Source organism: Ruegeria sp. BI7 (genome assembly GCF_056537925.1).
In genome coordinates this window covers 1-20,998 of the sequence record NZ_JBQFSK010000006.1, presented here as the reverse complement: position 1 = coordinate 20,998, position 20,998 = coordinate 1, and the positions used below count along the sequence as shown (strand labels likewise).

Here is a 20,998-nt window from a genome sequence, read left to right as displayed (position 1 = left end):
CAATCGAGGTTGTACGTGCAGCCTCGATCGGCGTTATCATATTTTTATATGACTATGGTTGCACAAGCCCTCCTAGTACCTACATGATATTTACTCACAAATTAGTGAGTAAAATTAAATGATTACGAAGGAGCAAAATAATGGGAAAAGGTTCACCTCAAAACGACCCGAACGGTGCTGGCTATCCATCACAAACCGGTAATTCGTCTGGCGGCGGCCGCGGTAACGACAATCCGGGTGGGAAAAAGTAACCCGATTTTCACCCGCTGCGAGATCAAAATGAAATCAGAGATTAGCTTCTGATGTGGCGCTGCGCGGAGATAAACTTCGCGCAGTGAATTTAACAATCACCGGCCGCCAACCAAACATCCACTACATTCAATCGCCAAGTTTGGCGTGAACTTCATCCAGATCAATTTCACCGATCGGCATCTTATTCGCCGGGTTCTCAAAATCGTATCGGAACAGTTCGAAATCCTGTTTGTAGATTTCGTAGACCAAATGCATGGACAGATCGTCGAAATAATCCTCGACCCGATGCGCCCGTTTGGGGCCATGCCCTTCGGATTCGTTGAACCGTGGAATATCTGAAAGGCTGACCGCGTGAGGTGTGTCCAGATTGTCCAGCACCCCCTGCATTCCGTCATTGAATTTCTCAGTCCAGAAAATGCGGTCGTATCGCCCACCATTTACGATGAAAGTCGAGACATGCCCTGACACGGCCGACCAGTGAATGTCCGGGTCCATCGGTCGGCGCCAGCGGATCGTATCCCGCGCAAACAGCAAAAAGCGTCGAAAACTAGCGATCTGATCGAACTCGCCCTTGCCGTCATCGCCGCCCACTTCGATCCCGTAATTATAGATCAGCGTCGGCACCAGATTGCCGCGATACCGGCTGCCGTTGCGCTGGATGCCGCAAATCTTGTCGAAGAATGAACTCAGTATCCGCGTGTAAGGATTGCGCACGCAAGTAAAAGAGTATGAGGCGTGCTTGCGAATATTGCCGGAAATCCGGGCCTGGCTGTCGGCAAAGGCCCATTTGTGCATACCGTCCTTGGCGTCATGAATATCGCCGTCGAAAAACCGACCGTGGTCCGAGTAGTACATAATCTGCCCGATGGTCGAGCACGCACATTTCGGCACAACACGGTACACCATGCTCTCACTCTCGGTCATCCATGTACCGGGAAAACCCATCTGCAATGCCTCCTCAGCGGGTCAAAATAACCACACGCGCCCGCCTAGGCTCATAAAGAACCAAAAATATTCTGTTTATTCAATCGCTCATCCTCAGTATCAGAGAGCAAACAGGCAGAAACGGACGTTACAGACGCAATATGGCAAAAATTGCCTATATTCTATTGTGCCACAAGGACCCTGACGCAATCATCGCGCAGGCCGAGCAACTGACAGCCGCAGGCGACTGCATGGCCATCCATTTTGACGCGCGCGCCAGCGCGGTGGCCTATGACCGTATTCGCAGCGCGTTGAAAGATAATCCAAATGTGGCTTTTGCCGCCAAGCGCATCAAATGCGGCTGGGGCGAGTGGTCTTTGGTGCAGGCGACCCTAAATGCCGTGCAGGCTGCGGTGGATGCGTTTCCACGGGTCACCCATTTCTACATGCTGTCTGGCGATTGCATGGCGATCAAAACCGCCGAGTACATCCATTGGTTTCTGGACGAAAACGACAAGGATTTTGTGGAAAGCCACGATTTCTTTGCCAGCAACTGGATCAAAACCGGTATGAAGGAAGACCGGCTAATTTACCGTCATTTCTTCAACGAACGCACCCAGAGCAAGCGGTTCTATGCCGCATACAACCTGCAGAAACGCTTTGACCTGACGCGCGATATCCCCGCAGACATCCAAGTTATGATCGGCAGTCAGTGGTGGTGCCTGCGCCGCCGCACGGTCGAGATGATCCTTGAGCTTCTGCAACAGCGCCCGGATGTGGTCCGCTTTTTCTCGACCACCTGGATCCCGGATGAGACGTTTTTCCAGACCCTAGTCCGCCATCTGATCCCCAAGGAAGAGATTGAGAACCGCACCCCCACTTTCCTAATGTTCTCGGATTACGGGATGCCGGTGACCTTTTACAACGATCACTACGACATGCTGCTGGGGCAGGATTACATGTTTGCCCGCAAGATCAGCCCCGAGGCGCATGAGTTGAAAGAGAGGCTGGGCCAGCTCTATGCCAGCGAAGGGGTCGAGTTCCAAATCTCGGATGAAGGGCGAAACCTCTATGGGTTTCTAACCGGGCGCGGGCGCGTTGGCCGCCGCTTTGGGCAGCGTTTTTGGGAGGCCGGGAATACCTTGGGTCCCGAACGCGAACTATATCTAATTGCGTGCAAAAAATGGCACGTGGCCAAGCGTCTGGTCGATCAGATCACGTCCGAGACTGACATTCCTTGTGTCGAATACCTGTTCAATGAAGAAGACACCCTTTTGCCTAATCTTGGCGGTATCGAGACGACGCTAACCAAGCGCTCCCGCCACCGGCGCGCGGTCGTGCGGATGATGTTCGATCATTTCCGGACCGACAAGCTGGTGCTGTGTGTGGACCCGGCCAATCTGGATATCATTCAGGATTTCTGCTCGGACCAGGTCAAGACCCGGGTTCTTGAGATCGAATGCGACTATTCTGACGATTACCTGATCGGCCATGCGCGGCGGGTCGGTCTGGCCGGAGAAAACAGCCCATCGGAAACCGTGGCGCGCCTTGTGCCGGCCTTGCGCAATTCGCTGGCCTATGAATCCGAGTTGATCCGGGGTGCGGGGTTTGAAGGATACTTGCGTATCCGCGAGGCCAATACGCGGGCTGAAAACGAAGAGGTAATGGCTGAATTTCTGAATGTCCCAGAAGACAAGGCGCAGGCCGTGATGAGACTGGATTATCTGTTTGCAGACTGATCCGGCGGCATCTGCCGATGCCGCCGGAGGGTCAATCAGATGTCGAACTTCACGCCTTGGGCTAGCGGCAGTTCGGCTGAGTAGTTCACCGTATTGGTCTGACGCCGCATATAGGCCTTCCAGGCGTCCGAGCCGCTTTCGCGCCCGCCACCGGTTTCCTTCTCGCCGCCAAATGCGCCACCGATCTCGGCACCCGAAGGTCCGATATTTACGTTGGCAATTCCGCAATCCGACCCGGCTGCGGTCAAAAACTGCTCGGCCTCACGCATGTTCAGGGTGAACACGCACGACGACAGACCTTGCGGTACGTCATTCTGAATCTCGATCGCATCGTCAAAATCGTCATAACCCATGACATAGAGGATCGGAGCAAAGGTTTCGGTCTTCACCACATCGCTTTGGCCGGGCATTTCGACGATGGCGGGTGCCATATAGACCCCGGCAGGCACGCCTTCGGTCACACGGTTGCCGCCGAATACGGTGCCGCCTTCGGCCTCGGCCGCTTTCAGGGCTGCGGTCATGGCCGCACCCGAGGCTTCGTCGATCAGCGGGCCAATCAAGGTGCCCTCAGCCAGCGGGTTGCCAATGGGCAAACCAGCATAGGCCTTTTTCAAACGGCTCACCAATTCTTCACGGATCGAGCTATGCACAATCAGACGGCGCAGAGTGGTACAACGCTGACCCGCGGTGCCCACAGCCGAAAAGACAATCGCCCGCACTGCCATTTCCAAGTCGGCCGACGGACCGACAATCATAGCGTTGTTGCCGCCCAGTTCCAGAATGCATTTGCCGAACCGTTGCGCCACGATGGGGGCCACTGCGCGGCCCATACGGGTTGAACCCGTAGCCGAGATCACCGGCACATCCTCGCTGGCCACCAGCGCCTCGCCCAGCGCGGCGCCGCCGATCAGGGTTTGCAACAAGCCTTCGGGCGCGTCGCCGAACCGGACCAGTGCACGTTCAAAGATTTTCTGACAGGCCATTGCCGTCAGCGGAGACTTCTCGGACGGCTTCCAGATCACCGGATCGCCACACACCAGCGCAAGCGCTGCGTTCCACGACCACACTGCGACGGGGAAGTTGAAGGCCGAGATTACGCCCACCGGACCCGCCGGGTGCCATGTCTCCATCATCCGGTGGCCGGGCCGTTCCGAGGCAATGGTCAGACCGTATAGCTGGCGCGACAGACCAACGGCAAAATCGCAGATGTCGATCATCTCCTGCACTTCGCCCAGACCTTCCGAGGTGATCTTGCCGGCCTCCCAGCTGACCAGCGCGCCCAGATCGTCCTTGGCGGCGCGCAATTCCTCGCCCAGCAGACGGATCAACTCGCCCCGGCGCGGCGCGGGCACGGTGCGCCATGCCTTGAAGGCCATTTTCGAACGGGCAAGGATGGCCTCCATGTCGGAAGCTGGGGTCTCATGCACCTCGGCCAGCAGGCTACCGTCAATCGGCGAGGTCACTTTGAGCGTGCCGCCGGTCAGTTCGGCCTCGGTCAGGTCCAGATTTGCCAGGGTGGTTTGCGCAGTCATCACGATGTCTTTCATATCTCAGGCCGCCTTGTTCTGTTCAGTTACGTCGCCGGCGCGATAGAGTCGGCCAAATTCAGTGTTGAGGAAATCGGACAGGTTCACCTGTTCCTGCCGGATAAATCCTTTTGCGGGCAGTCCCCCGGTGCGCATCAGGTCGACCACGCCCAGAACGCCTGCGGCGGTGGTGACCTGAATGGCGCTCCAGACCTGTCCGTTGAGGGTGCGGGCAAAGCTTTTGTTGATCAGGGATTTCTCGCGCAGCGCACCGTCAATCAGACCCTTGGCAGTGCAATAGACCAGCACCACATCCTGATCGGTGCGCGGCAGCGCGGTCTCGAAGATGTCCTTCAGCAGGTCGCGGCGGCGCTCCAGCCCCAGATCCTTGAGCAGCAGCTTCAGGATATCGCAATGGCCGGGATAGCGGATCGAGCGATAGGATACCGCCCGCGCCTTACCCTCAAGCGTTTCGGGCAGCGTGCCCAACCCGCCGGAGGTGTTGAAGCATTCGTATTCCACCCCGTCATGGCCCAGCACTTCGTAATCTTCCAGCGGCGCGGTTTTCACGCGCTCGCCATTCACGATGGCATCGCAGGGGTTGCAGTACTCGTTGATCAGCCCGTCGGTCGACCAGGTCAGATTGTATTTCATCGCGTTGGTCGGATAGAGTGGCAGCGCCCCCACCCGCATGTGCAGGCTGTCCAACTCGTCAAATTCGGCCGCCAGCGACGCGCCAGCAATGCCAACGAAGCCCGGAGCCAGACCGCATTGCGGCATGAAGGCGGTATCGCTGTCTTCGGCCAATTCGCGCACCGCATTGGTGGCTGCAACGTCTTCGGTCAGGTCAAAGTAGTGTGCCCCGGCGGTCTTGGCCGCCTTGGCAATCTTCGGCGTCAAAAAGAACGGAGCAGCTGAGATTACGGCATCAAACCCAGACAGTCCTTGGGTCAGTTGTGCCTCATCCCCCACATCGATCTGCCGGGTCGCAATCCCCTGTTTATTAAGCACCGATAACGCCGCCAGATCGCGGTCGGCAACGGTGACCGAGTAATTCGACGATGCTTGCAGCAGGCTGGCGATCATCTGACCGATCTTACCTGCCCCTATGACACAAATATTCCAGCTCAAAACGCGCCTCCTCTTTCGTTTAGGAAAAGTATGAGGGGTGGGCTGTTCGATCTGCAGGGGTATTCTTGACGAAAACGCGGAGAGTTACGTCATTACGACGGTAATTTCGACATAATGTCAAAACTATGGCTGACAGGAAGCGGGCGACAAAAGCTACAATCCGAACTCGTATAGTCAAATCAACAACATCGGTGATTTTTGTGTCCAAATGCGATACGGTACGCGCAATTGGGCCCATTTGTTCGCACTGAACGTGCGCATTCTGTTGGCCCGGCCAGTGCAGATTAACCATCGGGCCGGTCCTTTATTTCTGTTTGACCATAAGACGCCTGACACATGCCACAAGACGCAGCACTGGTTCTTTGACGACATTCACGGCTTTAGTTCAGGGGGGAACAGACGTGCCTAAAGACCCGATTGAAAACACTATTTCCTATCATCCAACCGAATCCGAATGGGCGCTGATACAAGAAGTTCTGCCCGCCGATGATCCAACCGTAATCCAACCGCATTTCGAGTGTTTCGAGGTGGCTGAGGATACGATCCTGCCATCGCAGGGCATGTATGTGGTGCTGGGGGGCGAGGTGCATCTGCGACAGGACGAGACGGTTCTGGCAACGGCCGATGCGGGCGACTATTTCTACGAGGAACATCTTGAAATCTTTGATATTCCCGTCAGCCTCGAAGCTTTGGCCACGCCCGGCACCAAGTTGGCTTATTTGTCCAGCAATCACTGGCTGGAAATTCCGACTGACATCCGCGAGGCCTGCTATGACACCCTGTTCGGTGATCTGGTCAGCGTGCATTTGCAGAACTTTCAGCAACCCATCAATTGCTGCAGCGTGACGGCAGCAGCGCTGAGCATGTCGGCGCTGGGGTTCAGTTGCGAGGTCAACGATATCTTTCGCGAATGTGCCCTGCCCACGTCTTTCGTGGTCAATGATGGTATTTCACTGGGTGAGCTTTACGACGTCGCCTGCACCTTCATCCACACCCAGGGCCTGCGCGACAAGGTGCAGGTTCAGGCCTATTTCATGGACGAGGCCACGACCTCGGTCGAAATTTTGCTGAAGGCGATCGACGAATCCAACCGGCTGGGTGGGGATAACGACATCCTGGTGGCAAATTTTCAGGTCGGTGTCGCCCATGGCAAACCGACCATGCCGGGTGGCCATTTTGCCATCATCGCCAAGTGCAACCCCAGCACCGGGCTGGTGCATATGATGGACGTCCACCCCGAGAAATACGGCAAGCTGTGGGTCACCACCATCGACCGGCTGTGGGCCGGAATGTCGGATCGCGACGGAACCTCGATGCGATCACGGGGCATCCTGCGGTTCTCAGCGCGTGAGGCTGTTAAGACCAACCTGCAGACCCTGCAGCAGGACTGCAACTATGTGGACAGCACATTGTATCTGGCCAAAGACCCCAAGAAACGCCGCAACCTGTTCCGGCGGGCCAGCCCGAATATGAACTCGCTGGGGGTGCTGGCCGAAAGCCTGGCGATCCTTGGGGATGAGCAGGTCGATGAAGACAAGCTGCTGATTGCCACGCAAACCGATTACACCGAAGCCTTGAGCCGTGTGTCCACCGCCAAGGAAATGCACAGCCTTGCGCAGCGGTACCTGAGCCAATCGCTCGATGTGCATCTGGGCAGCACGTTCCACAGTTATGCCTTGCGACCTAATCCCGAGGAGATAACACCCGAAAAATGGTTCCAAGATCATTTGCGCTTGCTCAACAGCGATGATGATCGGCACCTGATGATCAACATCGACTTTAACCGCGTGCTGGGGTTTGAAGTCATCCGTCCGCCCGAGAACGTCTATCGTGAAACGGCCTTGCTTGAGGAATTCTGGTGCCTCTGCATCGCCTATGATGAGGATACCGATCTGGTGACCGTGGTGGATATGAGCCCCGCGACCTCGCAGGTGTGGCAGGCCCCGCGCGGGCATATCTTCCGCGGCCTGCGTGATTTGAAAAACCCAGCGATGCTGGTGATCGAGGAACACGCCCCCCCAGAAGACCCCACCGACGTGGCCCGCATTGTCGCGACCAACCCGCTTGTGCTGTTCTACGCCGATGAGGACCCGTGGTCCTATATGCTGCGTAGTATCCTGTCCAATATCGGCATCACCAGCATCAAGCTGATCGACATTGAAGGCCACGGGGCCAATGTGATGAAGATCCGGCGGCAACTGAATGTGCTGACCGGTAAGGAAAAACCGCCTTACCTGTTTTTCCAGAGCGAATGCCTGGGCAGGCGGTCGGACATTGTCGATATGATCCTGAAAGGTCGGTTGCAGGAGCGGATACACCAAGCCGGTCTACCGGTTCTGCTGCGCCATGAATCCCCCAGCCTGGACAAGAACATCTTTGGTTATCCCAAGGGCGGGTTGACCGATGCGCCGACCGAAAAGCGCAACGTATTGCTGTGCGCCTGCGGATCATCGGCAGCCGACAAGGTGCCGGAACTGGTGGAACGGATCACACAGGCCGGGCACAACGTGAAACTGATCCCCTCGGTCTCGGCCGAGAGGTTCTTTCGCGATTTCGGTGCCGAACGGATCGAACGATGCATCACCCATAACGACTATTACCGCGACGATGACGAGTGGAACTTTCGCTATATCGAGTTTGGAATGCCCCTGCGCGCCTCGCATCTGGCGCTGTGTGACTGGGCCGATTGCGTGATCGTGGCGCCGGTGACCTGCAACACAATGGGCAAGATCGCCAACGGAATTGCCGACAACCTGCTGACCTCGGTCTTTGTGGCGTGGCAATACCGGAACAAACCGGTGATCCTCTGCCCCGCTTGCAACACCAATATGTGGAACAACGTCACCACCCAGAACAATGTCGAAAAACTGCGCGATCTGGGTATTGATCTGGTCGGGCCGCGCAAAGGGCGGCTGTCTAACGGCATGATGGGCATCGGTATGATGGCCACCCCGGATCAGATCATGGAGGTTCTGGACGAGGCCTTCGAGGAACTGGCCGATCAGGAACACAACATCTGCAAATGGGCGCAAGAGGCCGCCGCCTCGGATGAATTCGCGCAATGGGGCCGTGTATTTCAGGCCATCGACAACGGTATGGCTGGAATTGATATCGTTGATGACAGCAACGGCGACACCCTGTTGCACTACGCGGCAGGCGGCGAAGGCGAGATGAACGAGAGCGGGATGGATCTGGGCAAGCCCGACCTTGAGGCGGCACAGGCGCTGATCGACCGTGGCATCAACGTCAACGCCAGCAATGACCACGGCTTTACCAGCCTGCATGTGGCGGTAATGAACAACTCGGTCGAGATGGTGAAAATCCTGCTGGCAGCTGATGGGATCGACGCCAGTTCGTGCATCCAGTTCCTGCAGAATCCCAAAAACGCCAGAGACGCCAAAGTCTCGGACGAAATCCAGGCGATGCTGGACGATTGGGCCAATACTCACACTCTGACTGAACTTGAGGATGAGGACGAAGACGATCTGATAGAAGACCGTGAAAAGACCCATCTCTACTTCACCTACGGATCGTTGAAGAAAGGCTTTCCCAATCACGATGCCCATGCCGAGGTGCTGGATGATTTTGTGGGCGAGGCGATCACCCGGCAACGCATGCCCCTGATCGTGCCGCACGAGCCGTTCTGCGATAATCCGAACTGTGGGTTTTTGCACCGGATGGCCACGCTGGTCGACCAGAAAGGCCGTGGCAAGGCGGTGCGGGGCGAGGTCTATCGCGTCTCATCCACCGGGATGAAAGAGCTGGACAAGCTTGAAGGCTATCACGGCCCCAACTCGCCTGAGAATGTCTATGTTCGCAAGCGGATCAACGTGTTGATCAACGGCGTCAAAAAACCCGCCTATACCTATGTGATCGCGCATCCCACCAAGTATCTGGATGAATGGGAACAAGGCACATCCGGGATCGTGGCGGAATACACGCTGGATATGGCCACCGGTACGCCAAAACCGGGGTTTCAACCGACAGCCTAATTGTGGGTTTCGATCACGGCCTCAACCTCGGGTCCGGCCTTGAGGCTGAGGTTGTAGCCCGTGATCGCCACCATGCACAGAAGGACAAAGGGCCAGAAAGCGGCCTTTGGGTACAGGTTGTCCTTGTAATGGATAAGCCGCAGGGACGGCACAGCCTCGGATGCAAACAAGTAGGTGTTCACGGAAACCGCCAGCAACAGGAAATACATCAGGAAAAAGAACGACTCCATGTAGATCACCGGCGATCCGGCAAAGCCTTCACGCAGCTGTACATGGGCCAGCAGGATCACGAAAAACAAGACCGAGCATGTGCCGATCACGCTGGAGGTACTGAAATCATGCCGTTCGACCAAATCGGGGCGGCGGGTCACCGTCATTACCGCACCGAACAGCAGCATCGTCACCACGATCAACGGGATCATGTGGACAATGAAAGCGTTCCCGAAATTGCGCTTGATGACGAAGTTATAATGCAGTTCCGGCAGATTGGTCTGGAACTCGTTTTCGCCAATTCCCAGTGTTGTATCCAGATCGGACAAGCGATAGTCGAAATAGGTGTTCTCACGCTCCCACGTGCCCATGACGATGCGAGGATCTATGCCAAAAATATCATCCGGCCCGGTGGCGGGATAGGACGAAAAGTCAGGAATTAGAGCCACATTTACATCAAACTCACCGGGCCAAAACCGGACCCAGACGGTTTTATGGTCGAACGGATAGCTGGTGTAGTCAAAGCTCTGCCGCAGGGTCTGTTCAAAATACCAGCCAATCAGGGTCACGCCGTCCTGATCCATCCTATAGGCCTCTTCGATTACGCCATTCGCGGCATCGACGGCCTCGGGCAGGATGAACCCGATCTCTTTTTCGGTTGGCTTGATCGCGTCATGAACGCCGTCTTCGAAATGTTGCCAGACGTAGCCGCTCACGCGCACGTCGCTGGCGCCGGTAAAGCTGAAGGATTTGATGAAGATGCCGGTTTTGACCCGATAGTCGGGCAAATTGTCCAGCTTTTGCAGATACTCATCGACTGAGGCCTCATCTGGCAATTGCGTCGGGTCGCCCTCGAAATGGTTCAGCGCGACCAGAAGTTTGAACAGCACGACGGCCAGAGCAAGCGTCAGGGCACCGGAAATCAGCCAAACCTTCTTTTCGATGCTCATTCAGCCCCTCGCCCGCTCAATTCAACCGCCCGACCAGAGATTGCGTGATGCCCATCTCGGAAAAGCGCGCGCCCAGCGCTTCGAAATCTTCATGTGCTGACATGGGAATGCCCCAACCCCCGCACGCGGCCAGAACCCTGGTGTGCTGTATCGACAGGTCGACCATTGGCAGGGGTTCCTCGGCGGTGAATTTTGCCAATGCGTCTGCATATTCAGTCGCCCGGTCCCATTCCTGCCGTGCCAGCATGACGGCGCTGGCATCGGGATAAAAATGCAGGTGGCTGTGGCCAACGCAACCCTCGGCAATGATCTGGGCGCCCAGTTTCAGGTGCTGATCCTGTTTATTAGGGTCTGTTTCCGCCATGGCCAGCGCCGACAACGCCTTGGGCCCCACGAAATTCCGACCATGTTCGAGCGCAATATCGACAGCCCGCTGACCGGTTTCCCGAGCATCGTCCATCTGCCCGGCGTAAACCTGTGTGCGGGCCAGATGCTCCAATGCCTGCGCCTCAAGCCGCTTTGCGCCTACGCGGCTGGCAATTTCGGCCGAAACTGCGAAGGTCTCCAGCGCCCGATCCAGCTCACCCAAAAACGTATGCGCAACGCCTAGGCAGGTCTGGGCCACGCATTCCGGCACAAAGGCAAAATACTTCTGGGACACCTCGATGGCCTCTTGTGCATCCAGCTTGCCCTGCGCCACATCGCCGGTATAGCTGCGCGCCACGCTGAGGTTGTGCAGGTTCGCTGCCAGATCACGCACTAACCCCTTTTCTCGTGCCCGTTCCACCGCCTGCGTATAGAACCCCGTGGCGGTCTGCATGGTCGCGTTCATGAAATTCGCATCGCCGAAACCGCTGAGCGCACCGACCTCAAGCCGCGCCGATTCCAGCTTTCTGGCCAGTGTTAGAGCCTTTTCATTGCTTTGCAGGGCGTCCTCGACCCGACCCAGAGGGAAATACACATTGCCACGGACATAGTTGATCTGGGCAATATCGCGTTCCGATCCACACCGCTCTGCAGCTATCTCGGCCGTACCTAGGCTTTGCAGGGCGTCTTTGTACAAACTGGCCTGCCGTGCGGCCTGCGCCAACCCAATATGGGCGCGGGCGGTCTGTTCATCCGTTTCAGCCAGATCAGCGGCTTCTTTGAATTCGCGCAAGGCGTCATCCGACAGGCCCTGCAAACGGTGGGTTTCACCGCGCGCGCAAAACAGATCGAACCGCACCCCGGATGGCGCGGGCAATTCCAAGGCCCGTTCGATCAGCGGGCTGGCATCATCAAACTGGAACGCCTGAATCAATTTCTCGGCAGCTTCCAGATACGCTTGTGCCGCATTGGTGGCACCTGCCCGATCCAGATGTTGCGCCCGCAGGGTGGCATCGCGATCCTCGAACCATTTCGCGGCCTGACGATGCAGCCGCGCGCGTTCGGATTTCACCAGCGTCGCATAAGACCCGTCGCGGATCAGCGCGTGGGCAAACATCAGATCGGTTCCTGCCTCACGGATCAGGGCGGACCGGATCAGGGTCGAAGTGTCCAGATGCCCTTCACCCAAGACATAGTTCAGCACCTCGGGCGAGAACCTCTGACCCAACACCGAGGCCGCTTGAATCGCCGCCCGACTGCGCCGGTCCAGCGCATCCAGCCGCGATTGCACGATTCCCTGAATGCTGCCCGGCACGGATTCGCGTTTCAGCACATCGATATTGCGCAAGAGCTGTTCCAGAAACAGCGGGTTGCCCCCGGCGCGCTTTACGCAGGCATCCAGCAGTTCGGGGTCCACGCCGGTGAACTCCTGAACCAGCTGTCGGGCCTGCTCATCCCCCATCGGCGCCAGTTCCAGCTTCGAGATCAGCGCGCCTTCGGTGCCCATTTGCCATTCACGGTTGATCGGATCGCCCTCGACCCGGCTGGTCATCAACAGTACACAAGGCAAATCGCGCGTGGTCGCGGCAATATGGGCGCAGGCGGTCAGAATTTCGGGGGCGGCCCAGTGGATATCCTCGATCTGGATGAGCATCGGCGCGTCACGACTGCGTGCCGCGATCAGCTCGTCGATCACTTGCCGCCTTCCGCGTTGGCGGGTGGCGTTATCCATCACAGCATAAACTTCGGCCAGGCCAGGGTCCTGCTCCAGTTCCAAAAGCGCGTTCAGATGTGCCACGTTAGACGGCGACACCCAGCCCTTGGTCACCGCATCCCGCGCCATTGCAGCGCCTGTGGTAGCGTCGTCCGTGGGTTGCAGCCCCAGAATGCTGCGGGCAACGGATTGGATGGCCGAATGCCCCTCACGCGCGCCGAAATCCATGACCACGCCGTTGTGGATCGAGTATTTGAGGCCTGCGGCCATCTCGGCCACCTGCTCGGACAGATGGGTTTTGCCGATGCCCGGCTCACCCAGAACGATATGCACCTCACCCTTGCCGTGCTGCTGGCAGCGATCGAACGTGGCCGAGAACAGCGACATCTCGCGTTCGCGACCGACAAATCGGTGCCGGCGTGACCGGATGTTGCGCGCCATTCGATCCAGACGCCACAGTTCGACCGGTTCGTTCAGCCCTTTGATCGGCTTTTCACCCAGCGACTCGCCGACAAAAAGAGGCCCTAATGCGCGCTGAATATCATGCGACACCAAAGTATCACCCGGCGTCGCCATATCGGTGATGCGCGACGCCAGATTAACTCCGTCGCCCGTCACCGTGTATTCTGTATGGGCCTGACTGCCGGTTGTGCTGGCGATCACCTGACCCGACGCGATGCCGATATGACACGACAGCGGCGGGTTCAAAGCGGGCAGCACTGCATGGATTTCCAGCGCCGCCCGCGCGGCCCGCTCGGTATCGTTGGTGTGCGATATCGGCGCTCCAAACACCGCCATCACCGCGTCCCCGATATGCTTGTCGATCCGACCACCGAATTTTTCGACCACATGATCCACCTTGGCAAAAAACGCGTTCAGCAGTTCATGCATGTCCTCGGCGTCCAACTCGCTGGTCAGGCGGGTAAAGCCGGTTAGGTCGGCGAACATGACTGTGACTTGCCGCCTGGCGGGCTCCAGCGGGGTTTCGGGCTCATAGGGTTGAACGGTTTCGACAGTCTCAAGCTCAGCAATCGCGCGCAGCAGCCTGCGGCGGTCTCCGACAGCGGTCACTCCGATTTCGATCAGGTCTTCGCCCGTCAGATCGGGCAAAATTGCGAAATCAATTTTGTTATCCAAAAAGGCTTGCGCATAGTCAGATAGTCCAAGTGCGCTTAGCCAGTCCCTAAGGTCCTGAGACATGTCGCCCCTCTGAAGCCCCCAACTTCAGTCACAGACCTAGCACAGCAGACCCGTCTGAGTCTGCAATGGTTAACGAATTTAATGTTTATGTACGCCCATATGCACGAAACAGGAGCATCTGACCGCAGAGATTCAGGATGAGCTTATCGAGATTTGCCGCGTTCAAACCTGTAACACCGTGTGGCCTTGTCAGATTTCAGCTTATGAATGGCACGCGTGCCTCATCCAGAGATGTCTGCCGGCTGGGCAAGGTCAGATCATGGATCACCGGATTCGACCGGGCGATAACCCGGCCTTTGCGCACCACGGTCAGACGATGGGCGCGCAGGCGGATCGCCTCGATCTTGTCGCTGGCCTGCAGCAGAACGAAATTCGCGTCGCAACCCTTGGCCACGCCGTACCCCTGCAACCCCATGATCCGGGCCGAGTTTTCGGTCACCGCATCAAAACACCATGCCATATCAGCCCGGCTGGACAGCTGGCCCACGTGCAGCCCCATAAAGGCCACGTCCAACATGTCGGCCTTACCCAGCGAATACCACGGGTCCATCATGCAATCCGATCCAAACCCCACGGTGATCCCCGCATCGCGTAATTCGCGCACGCGGGTCTGGCCGCGGCGTTTCGGATACGTGTCGTGGCGGCCCTGAAGCATAATGTTGATCAACGGGTTCGGGATTGCATGTACTCCGGCCTCGACCATCAGCGGAATCAGCTTTGAGACATAGTAGTTGTCCATCGAATGCATCGAGGTCAGATGCGACCCCGCCACCCGTCCGTTTAGACCCAATCGTTGGGTTTCATAGGCCAACGTCTCGATATGGCGGCTTTGCGGGTCATCGCTTTCGTCACAATGCATGTCGACCATCAAGCCACGTTGGGCCGCGATTTCGCAAAGCTGACGAACAGATTCGGCCCCGTCCGCCATCGTGCGTTCGAAATGCGGAATACCGCCCACCACATCCACACCCATATCTAGCGCGCGGATCGTGTTCTGCATCGCGGTCGGGTCGCGCAGAACACCGTCCTGCGGAAAGGCAACCAGTTGCAGATCCAGGTGGTCCTTCACCTGCTCGCGCACTTGCAGCAGGGCTTCAACACCCTTCAGCTCATCATCGCAGGTATCTACATGGCTGCGGATCGCACCAATCCCCTTGGCCACGGCCAGCTCGCAATACCGCATTGCACGTGCGACTATGTCCTCGACCGTTTGGATCGGCTTCAGCTCTCCCCACAGCGCGATACCTTCCAGCAATGTGCCCGAGACATTCATGCGCGGATTACCCAGCGATAGAGTCGCATCCATATGAAAATGCGGGTCAACAAAAGGGGGAGAAACCAATTGGCCACCCGCATCGATTACTTCGCCAGCTTCGGCTGTGATCCCGGATTCAATCGCGGCGATCTTGCCATCCGCGCAAGCAATATCAATGCCAGTCTGGCCATCGGTCAGGGTGGCATTCTTGACGATCAGATCGAACATGACGTTTCCTATCGTTGGCCCTTGAACCAGGGGGTGAGCAATGCACGCGGATAATCCGCCGACCGCGCCGCAACCACAAGGGCGATGATCGAGAGGATATAAGGGGCCATCAGGAATACCTGACCTGGCACCAGCGCGCCGATCTCGGTTTGCAGCCGCACCTGCAACGCATCAAAGGCCCCGAACAACAACGCGCCCAACAGCGCCTTTCCAGGCCGCCAACTGGCAAAGATTACCAGCGCGATGCAAACCCAGCCGCGCCCGTTGACCATGCCGAAGAAGAAGGCATCAAAGGCGCTCATCGTGAGGAAAGCCCCGCCCAAAGCCATCAAGGCCGAGCCCGCGACAATGGCCCCGATCCGCAGCCCGTAAACCGATAGGCCCTGTGCATCGACACTGTCCGGGTTGTCTCCAACCGCCTGAATGGCCACGCCCAAGGCGGTGCGGTTCATCACATACCAGACCACCGCCACCATGAGCAGAGCCAGCCATGTCAGTGCGGTTTGCTGGAACAAAACAGTCCCTAAAAAGGGTAGATCTGACAGTACGGGCAAATCCAGCGGCTGAAATGGCTCGATCCGCGGCGGTGACGACACGTTCGGCAATGCGGTGCGATAGGTGTAATAACTGACGGAGGTTGCAAACAGAGTGATCCCCAGCCCCGAGACATGTTGCGACAGACCCAGAGGCACCGTTAGGATCGCGTGCAATAGGCCAAAAAAGGCCCCGGCCAGCGCCGCGACCAGCACGCCGCCCCACAGCCCCGCGCCCAACCAGACGGCCATCCAGCCGCACATCGCTCCGACGACGAATATCCCCTCGATCCCGAGGTTCAGCACACCCGCCCGCTCGCAGATCAGCGCGCCTAATACGCCAAAGATCAGCGGCGTGGCGATGCGCAAGGACGCGGCCCAGAAGCTTTCGGAGAGCAGGATATTAAGGATATCCATCATGACGTGACCCCTGACGTGCTGGCCCGAACGATCCGGTAGCGGGCAAAGAACCCACCAACCAACACGCAAAGCAACGAAACCGACACCACCAGATCGGCCAGAAAAGACGACACGCCCATTGCGCGGCTCATACTGTCAGCCCCTACGAACACGGATGCGATGAACAACGCGGCGATCACTACGCCCACAGGTGACAGCCCCGCCAACATGGCGACCACGATGCCGGTATAGCCAAAGCCCGGCGACAGGTCCGAGGTTAGATACCCCTTGAGCCCGGCGACCTCGCTGACCCCGGCCAACCCCGCAAGGCCACCAGACAAGATGGCCACGCCAAACAGCGAGCGGTTTACATTGATCCCGGCATGGCGCGCGGCAGCAGCGTTTTCCCCCACCGCCCGCAAACGGAATCCCCAAACCGATCGGGCCAGCATGAATTGCGCCAATCCGGCCAGTATCAGAGCCACAATCAACCCTGAATGCACCCGCATCCGCTCGATCAAAGGCGGCAACATACCCTGATCCAGGATAGGGGCGGATTGCGGCCATCCCAGGCTCATTGGGTCCTGTAGGGCCCCTTCCAGCATCATCTGCACAAAGATCAGAATGATGAAATTCAACAGCAACGTAGTCACCACCTCATCCGCGCCAAAACGGATTTTCAGATAGGTCGGGGCAACCATCCCTGCCGCACCCGCTGCAGCACCCAGCACGACGATCAGCGGTAATAACAAGATACCATGGACATCCAGCACCCCCGACCCAACCGCCACAGCCGCCATCGCACCCAGATACAGCTGCCCTTCGGCCCCGATATTCCACAGCTTGGCGCGGAACGCCAAAGCGGCGGCCAGACCGGTAAAGATCAGTGGCGTGGCGCGCGTCAGCACCTCGGAAAATGCGAAAACAGAACCAAATACGCCGCGAAACATCTCTTGATACGCCAGAATAGGGTTCGCCCCCGCGGCCAGCAATGGAATGGCGGCAAACCCCAGTGCAATTATGGCGGACAGGATTGGAACACCCAGGGTAAAGGCTCGAGACTGAGTCTGGCGCGGTTCTATGCGGATCATGCCGGTTCTCCTGCCATCATCAGCCCGATCTGTTCGCGGTCGCGGCCGGGGGCCTCGTGCAATTCGCCATCGCGGATCACCACGATGCGGTCGGCCAAACCCAGAATTTCATCAAGATCTTCTGAGATCAGAACTACTCCGGCCCCGCGCGCGCGCGCCTCAAGCAGGCGGCGTCCGACCTCGGCAGCAGCCCCCATGTCCAGACCACGCGTCGGTTGATTGGCCAGGATCAAACGCGGTGCCCGATCAAATACCCGCGCCAGAATAAGCTTTTGTATATTGCCACCCGACAGCAACCGCGCCGGGGCTTCGACACCCGGCCCACGCACGTCATAAGCCTTTGCAAGGCGCGCGGCGTTCTCTTCGATCGCCTCACGTCGCAGCAGGCCGCGCGATTGCACGTCGCTGTCACCCAATCGCTCGATCACCATGTTTTCAGCCACGCTCATCGCGCCAACGATGCCTTCGTGGTGGCGATCTTCGGGGATACGACCCACGCCCGCCCGTATCATCGCCGCGGGGTTGAGCGTGCCGATTTCAACTCCATCCACCTTTATTAGACCCTGTTCTGGCTGAACGAGACCCGAGATAACATTGGCCAACCCGCTTTGTCCGTTGCCCGAAACCCCAGCGATCCCGAGGATTTCGTGCGCATGCACGGTTAGGTCCACAGCACTGAGCGTATCGCGCTTGGACCGGCCAGCGACTGACACGCCGGACAGGCTGAGTACCGGAACGCCCGGCGCCATGGTGCCCCCGGCAAGTTCCGGCGTATCCGCCCCGACCATCATTCGGGCGATAGATTTCTCATCCGCTTCGGATGTAGCTAGTTCACCAACTTTGCGTCCGTGGCGCAGCACCGCGATCCGATCAGAAAAGGCCAGAACCTCGCGCAGCTTGTGGCTGATGAAAATGACCGATAGCCCCTCATCCGTCATCATCCGGATGTTTTCGAACAATGTGTCGGCCTCTTGCGGGGTCAGCACGGCGGTGGGTTCGTCCAGTACCAAAATTCGCGCCTGCCGATACAGGGCTTTCAGGATTTCCACCCGCTGCCGTTCACCCACCGACAATCGTCCCACGGGCGTATCCAGCGGCGCGGTCAGGCCACTTCGATCTATAATGGCCTGAATCTTTTCTCGGGCCTCCTGCCGGTTGCGGCGCAGTGCAAGCAGGGGTTCTGAGCCCAATGTGATATTATCCAGGGCCGAGATATTCTCGGCCAGCGTGAAATGCTGATGCACCATGCCCACGCCTGCGGCCAGCGCCACCTGCGGGTGACCCAATGGCAAGGGCCGCAGAACACCCGCCTCGTCAGCGACGTCGATAGACCCTGAATCAGGCAAATAGTGCCCGAACAGCATATTCATCAACGTGGTCTTGCCTGCGCCGTTTTCGCCGAGCAACGCCAGAACTTCGCCCTTGTTCAGGGTCAGGCTGACATTGTCATTGGCGATTACCGGGCCGAAATGTTTGCTCAACCCGTTGAGCTTGAGAACTGTAGTCATGGGGAAAGCGGGCCGGCGCAAAGTCCGGCCCGATTGTAATCAGTTGTCCGAGACCGGGCGGTCATCGTTCACGTTCACCCGGAACAGACCGTCCAGAATCTCGGCCTGACGGGCATTCACCGCCTCAAGAACCTCGGCCGGAACCAGCTCTTCATCCAGAACCATTGACCCGCCGCCATAACCCATAAAGCTGTACTGGCCGTAATCCGCAGCCTCGAATGAGCCACCCGCAACATTGGCGATAGCCTTGTCGATGGTCGGCTCCATATGCCACAGGGCTGAGGCCATGATCGTGCCGGGGTAGTCGCCCGACGTGTCGATGACGTTGCCTACGGCCTTTACACCACGCTCAACCGCCGCATCCGAGACACCAAAGCGTTCCGCGTACATGATATCCGCCCCCGCATCCATCATCGCAATGGCGCTTTCCTTGGCCTTGGGCGGATCGTACCAGCTGTCGATGAAGGTCACGAGGAATGTGACATCCGGGTTCACTTCACGCGCACCATCCATGAAAGCGTTCATCAGGCGGTTTACCTCGGGGATGGCATATCCACCGACCATGCCGATCACGTTCGATTCCGTGGCAGCCCCTGCCACCATGCCAGTCAGGTAAGACGGTTCGTGAATCCAGTTGTCGAAGACCGAGAAATTAGGCGCTACCGGTCCAAAGGAAGACCCCATCAAAAAGGCGGTGTCGGGATAATCCTTCGCCACCTTGCGCGCGGCGCGTTCCAGGCCAAACACTTCGCCCACAACCAGCTGTGCGCCCTGTTCGGCATATTCGCGCATCACACGTTCATAATCTGTGTTCGCCACATTTTCCGAGAACACGTATTCGATGTCACCACGCTCGGCTGCGGTGTTTAGGGCCTTGTGTATGCGGCTGATCCATTGCTGTTCCACCGGCAAGGTATAAATCGCCGCGACCTTGACGGTTTCCGCCGCCGCCAGACCGGCGGAGAATAGGGTTGAGGCAGCCGCCGCAGCGGCCAGCAGTACTCTTCTTGAAAATATTGTTTTTGTCATAACACTCTCCTGTCTGGCAGGATGGCAGCATTTTTTTACTGTTCAGTCAATTTTTTCATCCATGTCCCATGGGAACATGACTGTATCTCAGACAGTTTCGGTCGTGTTTCTAAGGTTGGGGTATGGTCAAGCGCTTAGGCCCAAAGCTCATGTTTTGCCGCCATAGGGCAAAGCGGCACGACACACGTTTTACGTGTGTCTGGCATAAAAGTTTGTAAGCAGGTGTCTAAAGGATAATTCCGGTGTCACGACACATTACACCAATCTAAAAACTAAAGACTGCCGCAGTGGTTTTCCCGGTGACAGCGCGCCGTATTGGCGCACTACTATTCGTTTGTTTGAACAGCGGATCAGTTGGTGCCCACTGTGCTTGTGGTGCTGTTTGACGACCCGCCGCCACCGCCGCCCGAAGCAGCCACACCTACTGCGGCCGCAGCCACGCCAAGTGCGGGCGCGACAAGAGGTACAAAACCAGTCACACCTTCAGCCGCAGCTGCAGCCGCCGCATCGTCCAATGGGGCTACACGAGTAGGATCGACAGGCTCCGGGGTCGTCCCGTCGGTCGCGTCCTGCCCAAAGGCGCTTGTGGTTGAAACGGCCAGAACCAACACGGTCGCTCTGATCATCATGAATCTCCTAAAACAAGTCTTGGCCGGACGCTATCACACCCGTTCGGAGGTGAGAATGTCATTGCTGAAAAAAATTCTATAAACGTGCAGATAAAATTTGCTTTTTCAGAGGCTTGCCACAGACCTGCGCCCGCAGACCCCCTAGGCGCATTTCCTTAAATTCAAGGGTGGCCTGCAACGCTAGCTGGCCCGGCCACACTGCCGTTAACTCTTCAATTGCAGAATTGCCACATGGTGTTTTGAGGATATTTTTTTGGCGGTTTGTTTCGGGACGTTTGTTTTGAAAGTTGTTAGTGAGGCGCCGATCGAAAAAGCGATAGAT

At 57.6% G+C, this 20,998-nt stretch carries 14 protein-coding genes; 2 read left to right on the top strand and 12 right to left on the bottom strand.

Features of this window, described 5'->3' with window-relative positions; translation table 11 throughout:
- Window positions 1-378: 378 nt before the first annotated feature.
- Window positions 379-1,197, bottom strand: a complete 819-nt coding sequence (locus tag ACR0JB_RS14335) for a sulfotransferase family protein (RefSeq protein WP_170399350.1) — start codon at window positions 1,195-1,197, stop codon at window positions 379-381.
- A 140-nt stretch (window positions 1,198-1,337) separates the two neighbouring features.
- Here ACR0JB_RS14335 and ACR0JB_RS14330 point away from each other — a divergent pair, with 140 nt between their 5' ends.
- On the top strand, window positions 1,338-2,915 hold the full coding sequence (locus ACR0JB_RS14330) for a DUF5928 domain-containing protein (protein ID WP_170399347.1): 1,578 nt from the start codon (window positions 1,338-1,340) through the stop codon (window positions 2,913-2,915).
- Window positions 2,916-2,950: 35 nt separating this feature from the next.
- Here the strand turns inward: ACR0JB_RS14330 and amaB are convergent, their stop codons facing one another.
- Together amaB and ACR0JB_RS14320 are read right to left on the bottom strand one after the other, a co-directional pair.
- A complete protein-coding gene (amaB, locus tag ACR0JB_RS14325; RefSeq protein WP_170399344.1) occupies window positions 2,951-4,462 on the bottom strand; it encodes an L-piperidine-6-carboxylate dehydrogenase in 1,512 nt (503 codons plus the stop codon).
- A gap of 3 nt (window positions 4,463-4,465) precedes the next feature.
- Window positions 4,466-5,572, bottom strand: a complete 1,107-nt coding sequence (locus tag ACR0JB_RS14320; protein ID WP_170361843.1) for a saccharopine dehydrogenase family protein — start codon at window positions 5,570-5,572, stop codon at window positions 4,466-4,468.
- Window positions 5,573-5,973: 401 nt separating this feature from the next.
- On the opposite strand from ACR0JB_RS14320, the gene ACR0JB_RS14315 reads away from it, so the two are divergent.
- Window positions 5,974-9,564, top strand: coding sequence for a flavoprotein (locus tag ACR0JB_RS14315; protein ID WP_170399341.1), 3,591 nt, complete (start codon window positions 5,974-5,976; stop codon window positions 9,562-9,564).
- On the opposite strand, the gene ACR0JB_RS14310 is transcribed toward ACR0JB_RS14315, so the two are convergent.
- The 9 genes from ACR0JB_RS14310 to ACR0JB_RS14270 all read right to left on the bottom strand — a co-directional run.
- Complete coding sequence (locus ACR0JB_RS14310; protein ID WP_170399338.1) at window positions 9,561-10,724, bottom strand: hypothetical protein; 1,164 nt, start codon at window positions 10,722-10,724, stop codon at window positions 9,561-9,563. The two genes, ACR0JB_RS14315 and ACR0JB_RS14310, sit on opposite strands and share 4 nt — an antisense overlap.
- Window positions 10,725-10,740: 16 nt before the next feature.
- Window positions 10,741-14,004, bottom strand: coding sequence for an adenylate/guanylate cyclase domain-containing protein (locus tag ACR0JB_RS14305; RefSeq protein ID WP_170399334.1), 3,264 nt, complete (start codon window positions 14,002-14,004; stop codon window positions 10,741-10,743).
- 196 nt (window positions 14,005-14,200) lie between these two features.
- The gene (locus tag ACR0JB_RS14300; protein ID WP_170399331.1) at window positions 14,201-15,487 is read right to left on the bottom strand and encodes an amidohydrolase family protein; all 1,287 of its coding nucleotides are present in this window, start codon (window positions 15,485-15,487) and stop codon (window positions 14,201-14,203) included.
- Between the two features lie 8 nt (window positions 15,488-15,495).
- On the bottom strand, window positions 15,496-16,437 hold the full coding sequence (locus ACR0JB_RS14295) for an ABC transporter permease (RefSeq protein WP_170351939.1): 942 nt from the start codon (window positions 16,435-16,437) through the stop codon (window positions 15,496-15,498).
- Window positions 16,437-17,510 carry an ABC transporter permease gene (locus tag ACR0JB_RS14290; protein WP_170399328.1) on the bottom strand — a complete coding sequence of 358 codons (1,074 nt, stop codon included), beginning with the start codon at window positions 17,508-17,510 and terminating at the stop codon, window positions 16,437-16,439. Before ACR0JB_RS14290 ends, ACR0JB_RS14295 begins: the two co-directional genes overlap by 1 nt.
- Entirely contained in the window at window positions 17,507-19,018 is a 1,512-nt protein-coding gene (locus ACR0JB_RS14285) for an ABC transporter ATP-binding protein (RefSeq protein ID WP_170507659.1), read from the bottom strand. The genes ACR0JB_RS14290 and ACR0JB_RS14285 overlap by 4 nt, the downstream gene beginning before the upstream one ends.
- Before the next feature lie 39 nt (window positions 19,019-19,057).
- The gene (locus ACR0JB_RS14280) at window positions 19,058-20,047 is read right to left on the bottom strand and encodes a BMP family protein (protein ID WP_170399322.1); all 990 of its coding nucleotides are present in this window, start codon (window positions 20,045-20,047) and stop codon (window positions 19,058-19,060) included.
- A gap of 350 nt (window positions 20,048-20,397) precedes the next feature.
- Window positions 20,398-20,673, bottom strand: coding sequence for a hypothetical protein (locus ACR0JB_RS14275; RefSeq protein WP_170399318.1), 276 nt, complete (start codon window positions 20,671-20,673; stop codon window positions 20,398-20,400).
- A 79-nt stretch (window positions 20,674-20,752) separates the two neighbouring features.
- On the bottom strand, window positions 20,753-20,998 hold a 246-nt coding region (locus tag ACR0JB_RS14270; RefSeq protein WP_480790010.1), incomplete at its 5' end, for a hypothetical protein.

Excerpts from the sequence above, each read along its gene's own strand:
- ACR0JB_RS14335 (WP_170399350.1), bottom strand. The coding sequence starts at position 1,197 with ATGGGTTTTCCCGGTACATGGATGACCGAGAGTGAGAGCATGGTGTAC.
- ACR0JB_RS14330 (WP_170399347.1), top strand. The coding sequence starts at position 1,338 with ATGGCAAAAATTGCCTATATTCTATTGTGCCACAAGGACCCTGACGCA.
- amaB (WP_170399344.1), bottom strand. The coding sequence starts at position 4,462 with ATGAAAGACATCGTGATGACTGCGCAAACCACCCTGGCAAATCTGGAC.
- ACR0JB_RS14310 (WP_170399338.1), bottom strand. The coding sequence starts at position 10,724 with ATGAGCATCGAAAAGAAGGTTTGGCTGATTTCCGGTGCCCTGACGCTT.
- ACR0JB_RS14305 (WP_170399334.1), bottom strand. The coding sequence starts at position 14,004 with ATGTCTCAGGACCTTAGGGACTGGCTAAGCGCACTTGGACTATCTGAC.
- ACR0JB_RS14300 (WP_170399331.1), bottom strand. The coding sequence starts at position 15,487 with ATGTTCGATCTGATCGTCAAGAATGCCACCCTGACCGATGGCCAGACT.
- ACR0JB_RS14295 (WP_170351939.1), bottom strand. The coding sequence starts at position 16,437 with ATGGATATCCTTAATATCCTGCTCTCCGAAAGCTTCTGGGCCGCGTCC.
- ACR0JB_RS14290 (WP_170399328.1), bottom strand. The coding sequence starts at position 17,510 with ATGATCCGCATAGAACCGCGCCAGACTCAGTCTCGAGCCTTTACCCTG.
- ACR0JB_RS14285 (WP_170507659.1), bottom strand. The coding sequence starts at position 19,018 with ATGACTACAGTTCTCAAGCTCAACGGGTTGAGCAAACATTTCGGCCCG.
- ACR0JB_RS14280 (WP_170399322.1), bottom strand. The coding sequence starts at position 20,047 with ATGACAAAAACAATATTTTCAAGAAGAGTACTGCTGGCCGCTGCGGCG.
- ACR0JB_RS14275 (WP_170399318.1), bottom strand. The coding sequence starts at position 20,673 with ATGATCAGAGCGACCGTGTTGGTTCTGGCCGTTTCAACCACAAGCGCC.